At 75.5% G+C, this 13,878-nt stretch carries 17 protein-coding genes; 1 reads left to right on the forward strand and 16 read right to left on the reverse strand.

The window, feature by feature from the left end:
- Positions 1 to 14: 14 nt before the first annotated feature.
- The 6 genes from trpA to WCD58_RS01435 all read right to left on the reverse strand — a co-directional run bounded on the left by trpA (position 15) and on the right by WCD58_RS01435 (position 6,406).
- Positions 15 to 806 (reverse strand): tryptophan synthase subunit alpha, encoded by a 792-nt coding sequence (gene trpA / locus WCD58_RS01410; RefSeq protein ID WP_337700763.1) that lies wholly within the window; start codon positions 804 to 806, stop codon positions 15 to 17.
- 17 nt (positions 807 to 823) lie between these two features.
- Positions 824 to 2,113 carry a tryptophan synthase subunit beta gene (trpB, locus tag WCD58_RS01415; RefSeq protein WP_337698841.1) on the reverse strand — a complete coding sequence of 430 codons (1,290 nt, stop codon included), beginning with the start codon at positions 2,111 to 2,113 and terminating at the stop codon, positions 824 to 826.
- 74 nt (positions 2,114 to 2,187) lie between these two features.
- On the reverse strand, positions 2,188 to 2,997 hold the full coding sequence (gene trpC / locus WCD58_RS01420; protein ID WP_337698842.1) for an indole-3-glycerol phosphate synthase TrpC: 810 nt from the start codon (positions 2,995 to 2,997) through the stop codon (positions 2,188 to 2,190).
- Positions 2,998 to 3,037: 40 nt separating this feature from the next.
- A complete protein-coding gene (locus WCD58_RS01425; protein WP_337698843.1) occupies positions 3,038 to 3,733 on the reverse strand; it encodes a TIGR02234 family membrane protein in 696 nt (231 codons plus the stop codon).
- Entirely contained in the window at positions 3,730 to 5,355 is a 1,626-nt protein-coding gene (locus WCD58_RS01430) for an anthranilate synthase component I (RefSeq protein ID WP_373696170.1), read from the reverse strand. The genes WCD58_RS01425 and WCD58_RS01430 overlap by 4 nt, the downstream gene beginning before the upstream one ends.
- 58 nt (positions 5,356 to 5,413) lie before the next feature.
- A complete protein-coding gene (locus WCD58_RS01435) occupies positions 5,414 to 6,406 on the reverse strand; it encodes a DMT family transporter (RefSeq protein WP_337698845.1) in 993 nt (330 codons plus the stop codon).
- A 74-nt stretch (positions 6,407 to 6,480) separates the two neighbouring features.
- Between WCD58_RS01435 and WCD58_RS01440 the strand changes: the two genes are divergently transcribed.
- The gene (locus tag WCD58_RS01440; RefSeq protein WP_337698846.1) at positions 6,481 to 7,464 is read left to right on the forward strand and encodes a LysR family transcriptional regulator; all 984 of its coding nucleotides are present in this window, start codon (positions 6,481 to 6,483) and stop codon (positions 7,462 to 7,464) included.
- Here the strand turns inward: WCD58_RS01440 and hisI are convergent.
- The 10 genes from hisI to hisB form a co-directional block, all read right to left on the reverse strand.
- Positions 7,419 to 7,808, reverse strand: a complete 390-nt coding sequence (hisI, locus tag WCD58_RS01445; RefSeq protein ID WP_337698847.1) for a phosphoribosyl-AMP cyclohydrolase — start codon at positions 7,806 to 7,808, stop codon at positions 7,419 to 7,421. The genes WCD58_RS01440 and hisI overlap by 46 nt on opposite strands.
- Positions 7,805 to 8,578, reverse strand: a complete 774-nt coding sequence (gene hisF / locus WCD58_RS01450) for an imidazole glycerol phosphate synthase subunit HisF (RefSeq protein ID WP_337698848.1) — start codon at positions 8,576 to 8,578, stop codon at positions 7,805 to 7,807. The genes hisI and hisF overlap by 4 nt, the downstream gene beginning before the upstream one ends.
- Positions 8,579 to 8,588: 10 nt before the next feature.
- The gene (priA, locus tag WCD58_RS01455; RefSeq protein WP_337698849.1) at positions 8,589 to 9,332 is read right to left on the reverse strand and encodes a bifunctional 1-(5-phosphoribosyl)-5-((5-phosphoribosylamino)methylideneamino)imidazole-4-carboxamide isomerase/phosphoribosylanthranilate isomerase PriA; all 744 of its coding nucleotides are present in this window, start codon (positions 9,330 to 9,332) and stop codon (positions 8,589 to 8,591) included.
- Positions 9,333 to 9,358: 26 nt separating this feature from the next.
- On the reverse strand, positions 9,359 to 10,576 hold the full coding sequence (locus WCD58_RS01460; RefSeq protein ID WP_337700765.1) for an RNA polymerase sigma factor: 1,218 nt from the start codon (positions 10,574 to 10,576) through the stop codon (positions 9,359 to 9,361).
- A 53-nt stretch (positions 10,577 to 10,629) separates the two neighbouring features.
- Positions 10,630 to 11,052, reverse strand: a complete 423-nt coding sequence (locus WCD58_RS01465; RefSeq protein WP_337698850.1) for a YciI family protein — start codon at positions 11,050 to 11,052, stop codon at positions 10,630 to 10,632.
- Positions 11,053 to 11,084: 32 nt separating this feature from the next.
- The gene (locus WCD58_RS01470; RefSeq protein WP_337698851.1) at positions 11,085 to 11,519 is read right to left on the reverse strand and encodes a YciI family protein; all 435 of its coding nucleotides are present in this window, start codon (positions 11,517 to 11,519) and stop codon (positions 11,085 to 11,087) included.
- A 136-nt stretch (positions 11,520 to 11,655) separates the two neighbouring features.
- Positions 11,656 to 12,279 (reverse strand): imidazole glycerol phosphate synthase subunit HisH, encoded by a 624-nt coding sequence (hisH, locus tag WCD58_RS01475; RefSeq protein ID WP_337700767.1) that lies wholly within the window; start codon positions 12,277 to 12,279, stop codon positions 11,656 to 11,658.
- Between the two features lie 47 nt (positions 12,280 to 12,326).
- Positions 12,327 to 12,980: a class I SAM-dependent DNA methyltransferase gene (locus WCD58_RS01480; protein ID WP_337698852.1), complete on the reverse strand. Its 654-nt coding sequence runs from the start codon at positions 12,978 to 12,980 to the stop codon at positions 12,327 to 12,329.
- A gap of 78 nt (positions 12,981 to 13,058) precedes the next feature.
- Positions 13,059 to 13,217 (reverse strand): CG2302 family histidine operon protein, encoded by a 159-nt coding sequence (locus WCD58_RS01485; protein WP_337698853.1) that lies wholly within the window; start codon positions 13,215 to 13,217, stop codon positions 13,059 to 13,061.
- 31 nt (positions 13,218 to 13,248) lie between these two features.
- A complete protein-coding gene (gene hisB, locus WCD58_RS01490; protein WP_337698854.1) occupies positions 13,249 to 13,854 on the reverse strand; it encodes an imidazoleglycerol-phosphate dehydratase HisB in 606 nt (201 codons plus the stop codon).
- Positions 13,855 to 13,878 lie beyond the last annotated feature (24 nt).

A 13,878-nucleotide genomic window follows, 5' to 3' on the forward strand; every position in this document is an offset into this window, starting at 1 on the left:
CTATCTGTCGCGGGTCAGCGCCCGGTGTGCTGGCCCCGCACCCCGGCGGCGAGCTCGGTGGTCAGCCGCGCGATCGCCGCCCGCCCGTGCTCCGCGGCGCTCACCAGCGCCGAGCCGACGATGACGCCGTCGGCGAAGCTCGCGACCTCGCCGGCCTGGGCGCCGTTGCGCACCCCGAGACCGACGCCGATCGGCAGGTCGGTGTGGGCGCGGGCGCGGTCGACGAGTGTGGTCGCGGTGTCCGAGACCGCGTCGCGGGCGCCCGTGACCCCCATGGTCGAGGCCGCGTACAGGAACCCGCGGGTGGCCGCCGTGGTGGCCGCGATGCGCTCGTCGGTCGACGACGGGGCGACCAGGAAGATCGGCGCGAGGCCCTCGCGCTCGGCCGCGGCGAGCCAGCCCGCGCCCTCGTCGGGCACCAGGTCCGGGGTGATGACGCCCAGCCCGCCCGCGTTCGCGAGGTCGCGGGCGAAGGCGTCGACGCCGTAGCGCAGGACCGGGTTCCAGTACGTCATGACGACGGCGCGCCCGCCCCGGCCGGCGAGCTGCTCGACCACCCCGAGCGTGTCGCGCACACGCACCCCGGCCTTCAGCGCGGCGTCGACCGCGTGCTGGATCACCGGGCCGTCGAGCACCGGGTCGGAGTAGGGCAGGCCGACCTCGACGAGGTCCGCGCCCGCGTCGAGGGCCTGGGTGAGCAGGCCCAGCGAGCCCTTCACCGTCGGGTAGCCCGCCGGCAGGTAGGCGATGAGGGCGGCGCGGTCCTCGGCCCGGGCGGTGGTGAAGATCTCGCCGAGGCGATCCACGCCCGTCTGCACACCGGTCACAGCTCCCGCTCCCCCGTCTGCGCGTCGGTCTCGGCCGGCGGCTCCTCCGTGGGCAGCGCCTCCGGGTCGACCACGCCGAACCAGCGCGCGGCGGTGTCGACGTCCTTGTCGCCGCGACCCGAGAGGTTGACCAGGATCGTGGCGTCCGGCCCCAGCTCGCGCCCGAGGCGCACCGCGCCGGCGATCGCGTGGGCGGACTCGATGGCCGGGATGATGCCCTCGGTGCGGCAGAGCAGGCGGAAGGCGTCCATCGCCTCGGCGTCGGTGACCGGCTCGTAGGTCGCGCGGCCGGCGTCGGCGAGGAACGCGTGCTCCGGCCCGACACCCGGGTAGTCGAGGCCCGCCGAGATCGAGTGCGTCTCGAGGGTCTGACCATCCTCGTCCTGCAGCAGGTAGGACATCGCCCCGTGCAGAGCGCCGGGCGTGCCGCCCGTGATCGACGCGGCGTGCCGACCGGTCTCGACGCCGTCGCCCGCGGCCTCGTAGCCGACGAGCCGGACGCCGGCGTCGTCGAGGAACGGGTGGAAGATCCCGATCGCGTTCGACCCGCCGCCGACGCAGGCCACCACGGCGTCCGGGAGCGTGCCGTAGGCCTCGAGGACCTGCTCGCGGGCCTCCAGGCCGATGACGCGGTGGAAGTCGCGCACCATCTTCGGGAAGGGGTGCGGGCCCGCCGCGGTGCCGAGGATGTAGTGGGTGTGGCCGACGCTCGCGACCCAGTCGCGGTAGGCCTCGTTGAGCGCGTCCTTGAGGGTGCGCGACCCGGTGGTCACCGGCACGACCTCGGCGCCGAGCAGGCGCATGCGGGCGACGTTGAGCGCCTGGCGCTCGGTGTCGACCTCGCCCATGTAGACCAGGCACTCGAGGCCCAGCAGCGCCGCGGCCGTCGCGGTGGCCACGCCGTGCTGGCCCGCCCCGGTCTCGGCGATCACCCGGGTCTTGCCCATGCGCCGGGTCAGCAGCGCCTGACCCAGCACGTTGTTGATCTTGTGCGAGCCGGTGTGGTTGAGGTCCTCGCGCTTGAGCAGGATGCGCGCGCCGCCCGCGTGCTCGGACAGGCGCCGCGCGTCGGTGACCGGGGAGGGACGGCCGGCGTAGTCGCGCTGCAGGCGGTCGAGCTCGGCGAGGAACTCCGGGTCGTGGCGGGCCTTCTCGTACTCCGCGGCGACCTCGTCGACCGCGGCGATGAGCGCTTCGGGCATGAAGCGCCCGCCGTAGGGCCCGAAGTGGCCCCGGTCGTCGGGTTCGTGCGTGGTCCCGGCGAGACCCTGGCTGGCCGACGTCATCTCACGTACTTCTTCCTGCGCAGGCGGACGGGTCGCCGACGATGCTACGAGGCGCGGCGAGGGTCTTTCGGGATCTAGCGGGCCGGCTTCGGGCACGCCGGGTGCGACCCGGCGGTGACGAGCTGGCGCACCGCGGCGCGCGGGTCCTCGGCCGTGGCCATCGACTCGCCCACGAGCACCGCGTCGGCCCCGTGGCCGGCGTAGGTCATGAGGTCGCCGGGGCCGCGGACGCCGGACTCGGCCACCCGCAGCACCTCGCCGGGCAGGCCCGGGGCGATGCGGCTGAACACCGAGCGGTCGACCTCGAGGGTGTGGAGGTCGCGCGCGTTGATGCCGACGAGCTTGGCGCCGGCCCGCAGCGCCATGTCGGCCTCCTCCTCGTTGTGCACCTCGACCAGGGCGGTCATCCCGAGGGACTCCACCCGGTCGACGAGCGCGTCGAGGGCGTTCTGCTCGAGCACCGAGCACATGAGAAGCACGAGGTCCGCGCCGTGGGCCCGCGCCTCGTGCACCTGGTAGGTGCCGACCACGAAGTCCTTGCGCAGCACCGGGATGTCGACGGCCCCGCGCACCGCGTCGAGGTCGTCGAGCGAGCCGCCGAAGAAGCGCTGCTCGGTGAGCACGCTGATGACGCGCGCGCCGCCGTCGACGTACCGGCCCGCGAGCCACGCGGGATCCGGGATGTCGACCATGTGGCCCTTCGACGGGCTCGCGCGCTTGACCTCCGCGATGACCCCGATGCCGGGGCCCTGGAGGGCGGCGAGCGCGTCGCGCGCGGGCGGCGCGGAAGCTGCCTTGTCCTTGATGACGTCGAAGGGAACGGCAGCTTCCCGGGCGGCGAGGTCGGCCCGGACCCCTTCGAGGATCTGCTCCAGGACGCTCACGCCGGGTCTGCCCCTTTCCCCCGTCCGAGTTCGCTCCATGTTAACCCGCCCCTCCTCCGGTCCTGCCCACCCCGTCGGAGGGTCCGGCGCGGGGTCCGTCGGGAGGACCCGCCTCCGGCCCGGACGTGGGATCGCCGGTCGGGTCCCGCCCGTCGTCGAGAGCCTCCCAGAGCGCCGTGTCAGGATCGGCGGGACGCGCGGCGGCCGGGCGGGCGCCCGGCGCCTCGTACTGCGCCCCCATCCGCGGCAGCACCGCGGCCCAGCGGACCGTGAGCAGCCCCGCGGCGATCATGACCAGCGCGCCGAGGACGCCGAGCAGCGGTCCTGCGACCACGGCCTCGGACGGCAGCGGGCGGTCGCTCTGCGCGAGCCCGACCGGCAGGGCGTCCGCCCGTGGCGCGAGCAGCCCCGTCGCCGAGCGCAGCAGCGCCCAGAGCCCGGCGACGGCCACGAGCGTGCCGACGACCCGGCGCCCCCAGCCCGCCGTGGCGACGAGGCCGCCGATCGCGGCGAGGCACAGCAGCGCCCACGGCACCAGGATCGGCTCGGCGGTGGCCCCGTCGGCCGTGCTCGTCCGCGACCCGGCGACGCCCTCGACGACCTGGCTGACCCAGCTGACCCGCGAGGCCCCCCACAGCACCGCCGCCGCGACCGCGAGCAGCAGCGCGACGATCCCGAGCAGGCGCCCGGGCGGGGCTGTGCCGTCGCGCGGGGGCCGGCGCGGGACGGCGGTCACGACACGGCCGAGATCGGCGAGGCGGCCCCGGACCCGCCGGAGACCGTGGCCGGCGCAGCGACGGTGTCGGCGGCCGCGACCGCGGCGAGCACGGCGCGCGCCTTGTTGACGCACTCCGTGTCCTCGGCCTCGGGGTCGGAGTCGGCGACGATGCCGCCGCCGGACTGCACGTAGGCGACGCCGTCGCGCAGCAGCCCGGTGCGGATCGCGATGGCGGTGTCCGCGTCGCCGGCGAAGTCGAGGTAGCCGACGATGCCGCCGTAGAGCCCGCGGCGGGTGGGCTCGAGCTCCTCGATGATCTGCAGCGCCATCGGCTTGGGCGCGCCCGAGAGCGTGCCCGCCGGGAAGCATGCGGCGACGGCGTCGAACGCCGTGCGCTCCGGCGCGAGGCGGCCGCTGACCGTGCTCACCAGGTGCATGACGTGGCTGTAGCGCTCGATCTCGAAGAACCGCCGCACGGTGACCGTGCCCGGCACGCAGACACGCCCGAGGTCGTTGCGCCCGAGGTCGACGAGCATGAGGTGCTCGGCACGCTCCTTGTCGTCGGCGAGGAGGTCCTTCTCGAGGAGGGTGTCCTCCTCCTCGTCGGCGCCGCGCCAGCGCGTCCCGGCGATCGGGTGGGTGGTGGCCACCCCGTCCCGCACCGTCACCAGGGCCTCGGGGCTCGACCCGACGATCTCGAAGGGCCGGCCGTCGGCGTCGGCGAGCCGCAGGAGGTACATGTACGGGCTGGGGTTGGTCATCCGCAGCACCCGGTAGATCTCGAGTGCGTCGGCGCTCGTGTCCGCCTCGAAGCGCTGCGAGACGACGACCTGGAACGCGTCGCCCGCGCGGATCCGCTCCTTGGCGACCTCGATGGCCGCGTGGTGCTCCTCGGGCGAGCGGCGGCGCCGGACCGCGCCGGCACCCTGCGGGCGCTCCGCGGTGGCGACCGTCGACGGAGCCGGCGCGGCGAGCTCGGAGGCCATGCGGTCGAGACGCGCGAGCGCGTCGTCGTACGCGGCGTCCGCGCGCTCCGGGCTGTCGTCCCAGTTCACGGCATTGGCGATGAGCGTGACCGTGCCCTCGTGGTGGTCGAGCGCGGCCACGTCGGTGGCGAGCAGCATCACCAGCTCGGGGATCTGCAGGTCGTCCGTCGCGAGCTCGCCGACCCGCTCGAGCCGGCGCACCGCGTCGTACCCGACGTAGCCGACGAGCCCGCCGGTGAGCGGCGGGAGCCCGGGCAGCGGGTCGGTGCGCAGGCGCTGCAGCGTCTCGCGCAGGACGGCCAGCGGGTCGTCCCACGTCGCCTCGTCGTCGGGGCCGCCGGGCAGCCCCACCGGCACCTGCCCCGTCCACACCGCGCGCCCGTCCTGCTCGGTGAGCGTGGCGGCGCTGCGCGCGCCCACGAAGCTCCAGCGCGACCAGGACTCGCCGTGCGCCGCGGACTCGAGCAGGAACGTGCCGGGACGCCGCCCCGCGAGCTTGCGGTAGAGCCCGACGGGCGTCTCGCCGTCGGCCAGCAGGCGCCGCGTCACCGGGATGACGCGGTGGTGCGCGGCCAGGGCGTGGAAGCCCGCGCGATCGGGCACGACCGCGCCGAGCGGGGCGCTGGAGGCGTCGGACGGGGGCACGGAGCTCATTGTGGCCCCCTCCCCCGACAGGCCTCCCCCACCGGGTCCGGGATCTCCGGTGAGCGGGTCAGGCGCGCGACGCGTCGGTGGGTTCGTCGGACACCGCCGGCTCGCCGGCCGGTTCGGGCGGCGGGGCGGCGCGGGTCCGGGCGGCAACGGCGACCGCGCCGAGCACGACCGCGCAGCCGAGCAGCTGCAGCACGCCGGGCCGCTCGCCGAGCACGAGCGCGCCGAGCAGCACCGCCCCGACCGGCTGGAGCAGCAGGATCGAGGCGCCGGTGGACGACGCGAGCCGCGGGAGCGCCGACGCGATCAGCACCCAGCCGATCACCTGCCCGACGATCGCGAGGGTGATCAGCCAGCCCAGGGCGGGCCAGCCGGGCGCGAGGTCGACGCCCTGCCAGAAGGAGCCGACGACGAACGACGTGACCGCCGCGCCGACGGTGGCGATCGCGACCGGCGTGAACCGCTGCCCGGGACCGGCGCCGAGGCGCACGAAGAGCAGGTAGCCGGCGTAGGCGACCGCCGCGACCAGCGCCGTCACCGTCCCGCGCACCGGCGCGGGCGCCGACACGGCGTCGCTCCCCCCGGCCAGTCCGCCCGCCAGCGCGACGCCGACCAGCATGACCGGCACCGCGAGCACGAACGTCCGCCGCACCCGCTCGCCGAGCACCAGGAACGCGAGCAGCGGCAGGATCACGACCTGCGCGTTGACGACCACCGTCGACACGCCCGCGCCGACCGCGCGCACCGACTCCGCCCACAGCGTCATGTCGAGCCCGAGCAGCGCGCCCCCGGCGAGCAGCACGAGCGGACGGTTGCCGACGCGGGCGACCACCCGGCGCCGGCGGCGCCACTCGAGCAGCGCCAGCGGGGCGAGGATCGGCAGCGCGAGCGCGCAGCGGAAGAACGTCGCCGTCCCGGGGCTGACGTCGGCGAGCGCGATGAAGATCGGCGAGAACGCGATGCACAGGCTGCCGGCCACGGCGACGAGGCGCGGGTCGACGCGGACGCGAGGGGCGGCTTCGGAGGCGGTCGGGCGGGCGAGGGAGCGCGTCACGCCCTTGATGGTCGGTCGCCCGACCGTTTCCGACCAGCGATGATTCCTGCCCGACTTCCGTTACGTTCGCTGATGTGTTCGCGCTCGACCGCCTCCGCGCCCTCGACGCCCTCGCGCGGCACGGGTCGATCGCCGGCGCGGCGGCCGCCCTGCACCTGACGCCCTCGGCGGTCTCCCAGCAGCTGGCGAAGCTCGAGCGCGAGGCGGGCACCGGGCTCACCGAGCCGGCGGGCCGCGGGCTGCGCCTCACCACCGCCGGGCGGATGCTCGCCGAGCACGCCGCCGACATCCTCGCCCGCGTCGCCGCCGCCCGCCTCGACCTCGACCGCCTGCGCGACGAGGTGGTCGGCGAGCTGCGGATCGGCGCCATCCAGACCTCCGTGCACGCGCTCGCCCCGCCGACCCTGGCCCGCCTGCGCCTCGCCCACCCCGACCTGCGCGTGGCCCTGGCCGACGGCGAGGCCGAGGAGACGCTGCCCGCGGTGCTCGCCGGCGACCTCGACATCGCGGTGGTCGAGAACTGGGACGGCTCGCCGGCTCCGATCCCGCCCGGCACCTCGCGGGCGCGGCTCTGCGACGACGTCATCGACCTGCTGCTTCCGGCCGGTCACGGGCTGGCCACGCGCACGCCGGTCCGTCTGGGAGACGTCGACGACCTCGACTGGGTCGCCGACGGGTCCGACACCCGCGCCGGGGCGTGGCTCCTGCACACCCTGCGCGCGCAGGGCCTGGAGCCGCGCGTGACGTGCCAGGTCCGCGGCTTCGGCATGCACGTCGAGCTCGCGGCGGGCGTCGGGGTCGCCGCGCTGGTCCCCCGCCTCGCCCGGCCCCCGCTGCCCGCGGGCGTCGTCGCCGTCGTCACCGACCCGCCGCTGCACCGCAGCATCGACGCGGTGTGGCGCACCGACCGGGGCACGGCGGCCGTCCGGGCGGCCGTCGACATGTTCACCGCGGTCGCGGCCGAGCGCGACGCCGTCGCGGCCGGGTCGCCCGGGCGCACGAACGCGGTGGTTCAGCCGTCCGCGGGCAGCAGGACGTCGGCGTCGAAGCAGGTGTGATCGCCGGTGTGGCAGGCGGCACCGGACTGGTCGACGAGCACCAGGACGGTGTCGCCGTCGCAGTCGAGGCGGACCTCGACGACCTTCTGCACGTGGCCGGAGGTCGCGCCCTTGATCCAGAGCTCGTCGCGGGAGCGCGACCAGTACGTGCCCTCGCGCGTCGCGATGGTGCGGGCCAGGGCCTCGTCCGACATCCACGCGACCATGAGGACCTCGCGGGTGTCGTGCTGCTGCACCACGGCGCAGACGAGACCGTCGGGGGTGCGCTTGAGCCGCGCGGCCACCTCGGGATCGAGCGACCAGTTCGACGGTCCGGCTCCGCTCCGCGGCGCGTCCTGGCTCACCGGATCTCCACCCCGTCCTCGCGCAGCGCGTCCTTGACCTCGCCTATGCGCATGATCCCGAAGTGGAACACGCTGGCCGCGAGCACCGCGTCCGCCCCGGCCGCGACGGCCGGCGGGAAGTGCTCGACCTCGCCCGCGCCCCCGCTCGCGATCACCGGCACGTCCACGAGCGCGCGCACCTTGGTGATCATCTCGAGGTCGAAGCCGGCCTTGGTGCCGTCGGCGTCCATCGAGTTCAGCAGGATCTCCCCGACGCCGAGCTCCTGGCCGCGCTGGGCCCACTCGAGCGCGTCGATGCCCGTGCCGCGCCGCCCGCCGTGGGTGGTGACCTCGAACCCGGACGGCGTCGGCTGCCCGTCCGCGGGCACGCGCCGGGCGTCGACCGACAGCACGATGCACTGCGAGCCGTACCGCCTGCTCGCCTCGCCCAGGAACTCGGGCCGGGCGATGGCGGCGGTGTTGATGCCGACCTTGTCCGCCCCGGCGCGCAGCAGCTTGTCGATGTCGTCGTTGGTGCGCACGCCGCCGCCGACCGTGAGCGGGATGAACACCTGCTCGGCGGTGCGCCGGACGACGTCGTAGGTGGTCTCGCGCTCGCCCGACGAGGCGCTGACGTCGAGGAACGTGAGCTCGTCGGCGCCCTCGGCGTCGTAGAGCCGGGCCATCTCGACGGGGTCGCCGGCGTCGCGCAGGTCGACGAAGTTGACGCCCTTGACCACCCTGCCGGCGTCCACGTCCAGGCAGGGGATCACGCGGACGGCGACACCCATGTCGACCAGCCTAACCGCGCTGGCGACCCGTGATCGCCAGGGCGTCGCGGAGCGTGAAGTTGCCGGCGTAGAGCGCCTTGCCGACGATCGCGCCCTCGACGCCCTGGGGCGCGAGGGCGTTGAGCGTGCGCAGGTCGTCGAGCGACGACACCCCACCCGAGGCGACGACGGGCCGGTCGGTGCGCGCGCACACGGCCTCGAGGAGCTCGGTGTTGGGGCCGGTGAGCGTGCCGTCGCGCCCGACGTCGGTGACGACGTAGCGCGCGCAGCCCTCGGCGTCGAGGCGCGCGAGCACGCTCCACAGGTCGCCGCCGTCGGACACCCAGCCGCGCGCGGCCAGCCGGTGCCGCCCCTCGGTGATCTTGACGTCGAGGCCGACCGCCACCCGGTCGCCGAACTCCGCGATCGCCTTCGCGCACCACTCCGGGTCCTCGAGGGCGGCGGTGCCGATGTTGACGCGCCGGCAGCCGGTGTCGAGCGCCCGGCGCAGGGAGGCGTCGTCGCGGATGCCGCCGGAGAGCTCGACGGCGATGTCGGTCTGCTCGACGACGCGCGCGAGCAGCTCGGCGTTGGAGCCGCGCCCGAACGCCGCGTCCAGGTCGACGAGGTGCAGCCACTCCGCGCCGTCGTCGGCCCAGGCGCGGGCCGCCTCGAGGGGGTCGCCGTAGCCGGTCTCGGTGCCGGCCCGGCCCTGGACGAGGCGCACGGCCTGGCCGTCCACGACGTCGACGGCGGGGAGCAGGTCGATGGTCACGGCGGGCGATCGTAGCCACGCGCCCGTCACGTCCCGAGCAGCGCCGCCCGCCGCCGCTCCAGCAGCTCGCGCTCGGCGACCGTGCGGACCAGCTCCAGCGCCCGGTCGATCTCCCCGACGGCCTCGTCCACCCGGCCCAGCGTGGTGAGCATGTCGGCGCGCACCGCGGGCAGCAGGTGGTACCGGGCGAGGGTCGGGTCGTCGCGCAGCGGCGCGAGCACCGCGAGCCCGGCCTCCGGTCCCTCGGCGCGCGCCACCGCCACCGCGCGGTTCAGCTCCACCACCGGCGACGGCGCGAGCGCCGCGAGCTCGGCGTAGAGCGCGGCGATCGCGGCCCAGTCGGTGGCGTCGGTCGAGCGGGCGCGGGCGTGGCAGGCGGCGATGGCCGCCTGCAGCGTGTACCGGCCGCGCTCCCCCGACGCCTCCGCGCGCTCGAGCGCCGCGAGCCCCCGCCCGAGCAGCATCCGGTCCCACAGCGCACGGTCCTGGTCGCCGAGCAGCACCGGCTCGCCCGACGGCCCGACGCGTGCCCGCAGCCGCGAGGCCTGCAGCTCCATGAGCGCGACCAGCCCGTGGACCTCGGCCTCCTGCGGGCTCAGCGCCGCCAGCACGCGCCCGAGCCGCATCGCCTCGACGCACAGCGTCGGGCGCGTCCAGTCGACACCGCTCGTGGCGGCGTAGCCCTCGTTGAACACGAGGTAGATCACCTCGAGCACCGCGCCGAGCCGGTCCGCGAGCTCGTCGCCGACCGGGACGGCCAGCGCCTCCGGTCCGATCCCGGCCAGGCGCTTCTTGGCCCGCGAGATCCGCTGGCCGATCGTCGGGGACGGGACGAGGAACGCGTGCGCGATCTCGTCGGTGGTCAGGCCGCCGAACAGCCGCAGCGTGAGCGCCACCCGGGACTCGCGGGCCACCGCCGGGTGGCACGTCGCGAACAGCAGGGCGAGCACGTCGTCGCCGACCGCGGCGGCCCCGTCCCCGACCTCGGCGTCCGCCCCGGGCGCCAGGCCCGACTCCCCCGCCTCGAGCGTCTCGGTCTTGCGCGCGAGCGTCTGCTCGCGGCGGATCATGTCGATCGCGCGGCGCCGGGCCGTCGACGCCAGCCACGCCGCCGGGTTGTCCGGCACGCCCTGCGCCGGCCACTGCTCCATGGCCGCGACGAGGGCGTCGTGGGCGAGCTCCTCGGCGCGGCCGACGTCGCGCACCAGGCGCGCGACGCCGGCCACGATCCGGGCCGACTCCATCCGCCACACCGTCTCCAGGACGGCGTAGGGGTCGTCGGTGACGGTCCGGGTGGTCACCCGTGCTGCTGGGCCTGGCGGGCGCGCAGCTCCTCCTCGGCCTCGAGGACCTCCGGCGGGGCGATGCCCTCGAAGTCCTCGGCCTCGGTCACCCGGCGCACCTCGATGCGCTCGCCGTCGCGGAACGGTGCGCGGCGCGCCCACGACACGGCGTCCTCCAGCGAGTCGACCTTCAGGATCCAGAACCCGCCGACCAGCTCCTTGGCCTCGGCGAACGGGCCGTCGGTGACGGTGGGCTCCTCGCCGTCGAACGCGACGAGGGCGCCCTTGGCGCTCGGCAGCAGGCCCTCGCCGGCCATCAGGACGCCGGCGTCGACCATCGCGGTGTTGAAGGTGGCCATCTCCTCGAACAGCGAGGGGTCCGGCGGGGTGTCCGCCTGGGCGGCCTCGTCGTACTTGAGCAGCAGCATGAAGCGCATGACGATCTCCTGGGAAGTCGTTCGGGAGGGGGTCAGACCTGCTCGCGCTCGGCGACCCGCCGGCGCAGGGTGGCCTCGGCGTCGAGCACCTCGGCCGGGGCGATGTCCTGGAGGTCGGCCATCTCGGCGATCCGGCGGACCTGCAGCCGCACGCCCGGGCCGATCGGGCAGCGCCGCGCCCACTGCACGGCCTCCTCGCGCGAGGCGACCTCGAGGATCCAGAACCCGGCGACGAGCTCCTTGGCCTCGGCGAACGGGCCGTCGGTGACGGTCGGGGTCTCACCGTCGTGGGTGACGACGAAGCCGTCGCCGCTCGGCGCCAGGCCCTCGGCGGCGAGCAGCACGCCCGCGTCCACGAGATCGGTGTTGTAGCGGCCCATCGCCTCGAAGGCCTCCTCGGCGGGCGGGGCGTCGGGCTCGCCCAGCCTCATCGACTCCGGGGCCTCCATGATCAGCATGTAGCGCATCGGGATCTCCTCGCGGGTCGCCGGCGGGGTCGTCCACCCCGCCGCTCACCCCTGCGTCGAACGGGCCGGCCCGTCTTCGACACCGGTGCGGGAAGAGTTTCCGGGTCGGGCTCCGCTCCGCTTCGTCTCCCGGTTTCTACCGCAGGGAGCCGAGCCAGTTCGAGAGGAGTTCGGCCCCCGCGTCGCCCGACTTCTCGGGGTGGAACTGGGTGGCCGAGAGCGGCCCGTTCTCGACGGCGGCGACGAAGTCCTCGCCGTGGTGGGCCCAGGTGACCATGGCCGGGCGGAAGTGCTCCGGCGCCTCCTGCTCCCAGCGCCGCGCGGCGAACGAGTGCACGAAGTAGAAGCGGGTGTCGGGCCCCATGCCGGCGAACAGCACGCTGTCGGCCGGTGCGGTCACCGTGTTCCACCCCATGTGCGGCAGCACCGGGGCCTGCAGCTTCTCGACGGTGCCGGGCCACTGCCCCGCGCCGTGGGCCTCCTCGCCGAACTCGACGCCGCGCTCGAAGAGCACCTGCATGCCCACGCAGATGCCGAGCACCGGGCGCCCGCCGGCCAGGCGCTGCTCGATCAGCCGCTCGCCGTGCACCGAGCGCAGGCCCGCGGCGCAGGCGGCGAACGCGCCGACGCCGGGCACGACCAGCCCGTCGGCGTCCAGCGCGGCGCGGCCGTCGGCGGTGACCTCGACGTCGGCGCCCACGCGCTCCAGCGCGCGCTCCGCCGAGCGCAGGTTGCCCGACCCGTAGTCGAGGACGACCACGCGCGGGGTGCGCGTGGTCGGGCGCGGCACGGACGGCGCGGGGGTGCTCACGGGATCCAGATTACCGAGCGGCCCGGGCCCGGGACCTCCCGCGCCGCGAGGACGACGAGCCGCCCCGGGCCGGGGTCGCTCGTCTCCTCCACGACGTCGCCGTAGCCGTCGGACACCAGGCGCGCCATGACCTTGTCGTAGCCCTCCGCCGCCCAGGTGTCGTCGGCGACCGTGGCGACGAGGTAGCCGCCGGGCCTCAGCACGCGGAGGAGGCCGACGAGCGCGCCGGGGCCGAGGTGGCCGGGCGCGAGCGCGCCCACGCAGGTGACGACCCCGTACTTCCCGCCGGCCCCGGGCGTCGTGCGCCGCAGGTCGGCGGGCCCGACGTCGTGGTAGACCCCGCGCCGCCGGGCCCGGCGGAGCATGCCGGGCGAGAGGTCGAGGCCGTCGATCGACCGGAAGCCGCGGGCCGCGAGCTCGGCACCGACGCGGCCCGTGCCGCACCCTGCGTCGAGGACCTCGGTCTCGGGGCGCACGAGCGCGGCCACCCGGTCCGCCACCTGCGCCGCGCTCCGGTGGCCCATGAGGGCGCCGGCGTCCTCGTCGTCGTAGGTCGGGGCCCACTCGTCGTAGACACGGCGGGCGACCGCGGCGTCCGTCCCGCCGTCCAGGAGGCCCAGACGTGCTGCCGCGCCGGTGGCGCCGTCCACGCTGCCTCCTCGCTCGTCGGGTGCGCAGCGTGTTCCCGATCCGCGGCGCATGTATCACCCGAGTGACGCAGGCGTCAGCTAGACGAGACGCAGGACCGCTCCGCCGAGGGCGAGGGCGGCGAGGACACCGCAGATGACCGCGCCGACCTTGTTGCGCGGCCAGAAGCTCACGACGCCGCCGATGAGGAACCCGCCGAGGGCCAGGAGCCCGACGATCAGGACGTCGTCGCCGCTCATCGGGTCCAGCTCCGCTGCGCTCCGTGTCCCGTCACGACTCCAGGACACCCTTCGTCGACGCCGGGCCCTCGAGGCGCGGGTCGGGCTCGGTGGCCGCGCGCAGGGCGCGGGCGAGCGCCTTGTACTCGGCCTCGGTGATGTGGTGCGGGTCGCGGCCGCCGGTGACCCGCACGTGCAGGGCGATGCCGGCGTGGAAGGCGATCGACTCGAAGACGTGCCGGTTGAGCACCGTCGGGTAGTTGCCGCCGACGACGAACCCGGCCATCGACTCCGGCTCGCCGGTGTGCACGCAGTACGGCCGACCGGAGACGTCGACGACGGCCTGGGCGAGCGCCTCGTCCATCGGGATCCACGCGTCGCCGAAGCGGCGGATGCCCGACTTGTCGCCGAGCGCCTGCTTGAGCGCCTGACCCAGCACGATCGACACGTCCTCGACGGTGTGGTGGGCGTCGATCTCGACGTCGCCGGTGGCCCGCACGACGAGGTCGAGCGCGCCGTGCTTGCCCAGCGCGTCGAGCATGTGGTCGAAGAACGGCACGCCCGTGGCGACCTCGGTGCGGCCGGTGCCGTCGAGATCGATCTCGACGAGCACGCTCGACTCCTTGGTCACGCGCTCCACGCGTCCCGTGCGACTCACGCGCTCCAGGGTACGGAACGGACA

The sequence above is a fragment of the Actinomycetospora flava genome, from assembly GCF_037400335.1.
Classification (GTDB): Bacteria; Actinomycetota; Actinomycetes; order Mycobacteriales; family Pseudonocardiaceae; genus Actinomycetospora; species Actinomycetospora flava.

What these genes read in the sequence shown, in the direction of transcription:
- trpB (WP_337698841.1), bottom strand. Translation starts at nt 2,113, where the DNA reads ATGACGTCGGCCAGCCAGGGTCTCGCCGGGACCACGCACGAACCCGAC.
- WCD58_RS01430 (WP_373696170.1), bottom strand. Translation starts at nt 5,355, where the DNA reads ATGAGCTCCGTGCCCCCGTCCGACGCCTCCAGCGCCCCGCTCGGCGCG.
- hisF (WP_337698848.1), bottom strand. Translation starts at nt 8,578, where the DNA reads ATGGGTGTCGCCGTCCGCGTGATCCCCTGCCTGGACGTGGACGCCGGC.
- WCD58_RS01460 (WP_337700765.1), bottom strand. Translation starts at nt 10,576, where the DNA reads ATGGAGTCGGCCCGGATCGTGGCCGGCGTCGCGCGCCTGGTGCGCGAC.
- WCD58_RS01465 (WP_337698850.1), bottom strand. Translation starts at nt 11,052, where the DNA reads ATGCGCTTCATGCTGCTGCTCAAGTACGACGAGGCCGCCCAGGCGGAC.
- WCD58_RS01470 (WP_337698851.1), bottom strand. Translation starts at nt 11,519, where the DNA reads ATGCGCTACATGCTGATCATGGAGGCCCCGGAGTCGATGAGGCTGGGC.
- WCD58_RS01485 (WP_337698853.1), bottom strand. Translation starts at nt 13,217, where the DNA reads ATGAGCGGCGACGACGTCCTGATCGTCGGGCTCCTGGCCCTCGGCGGG.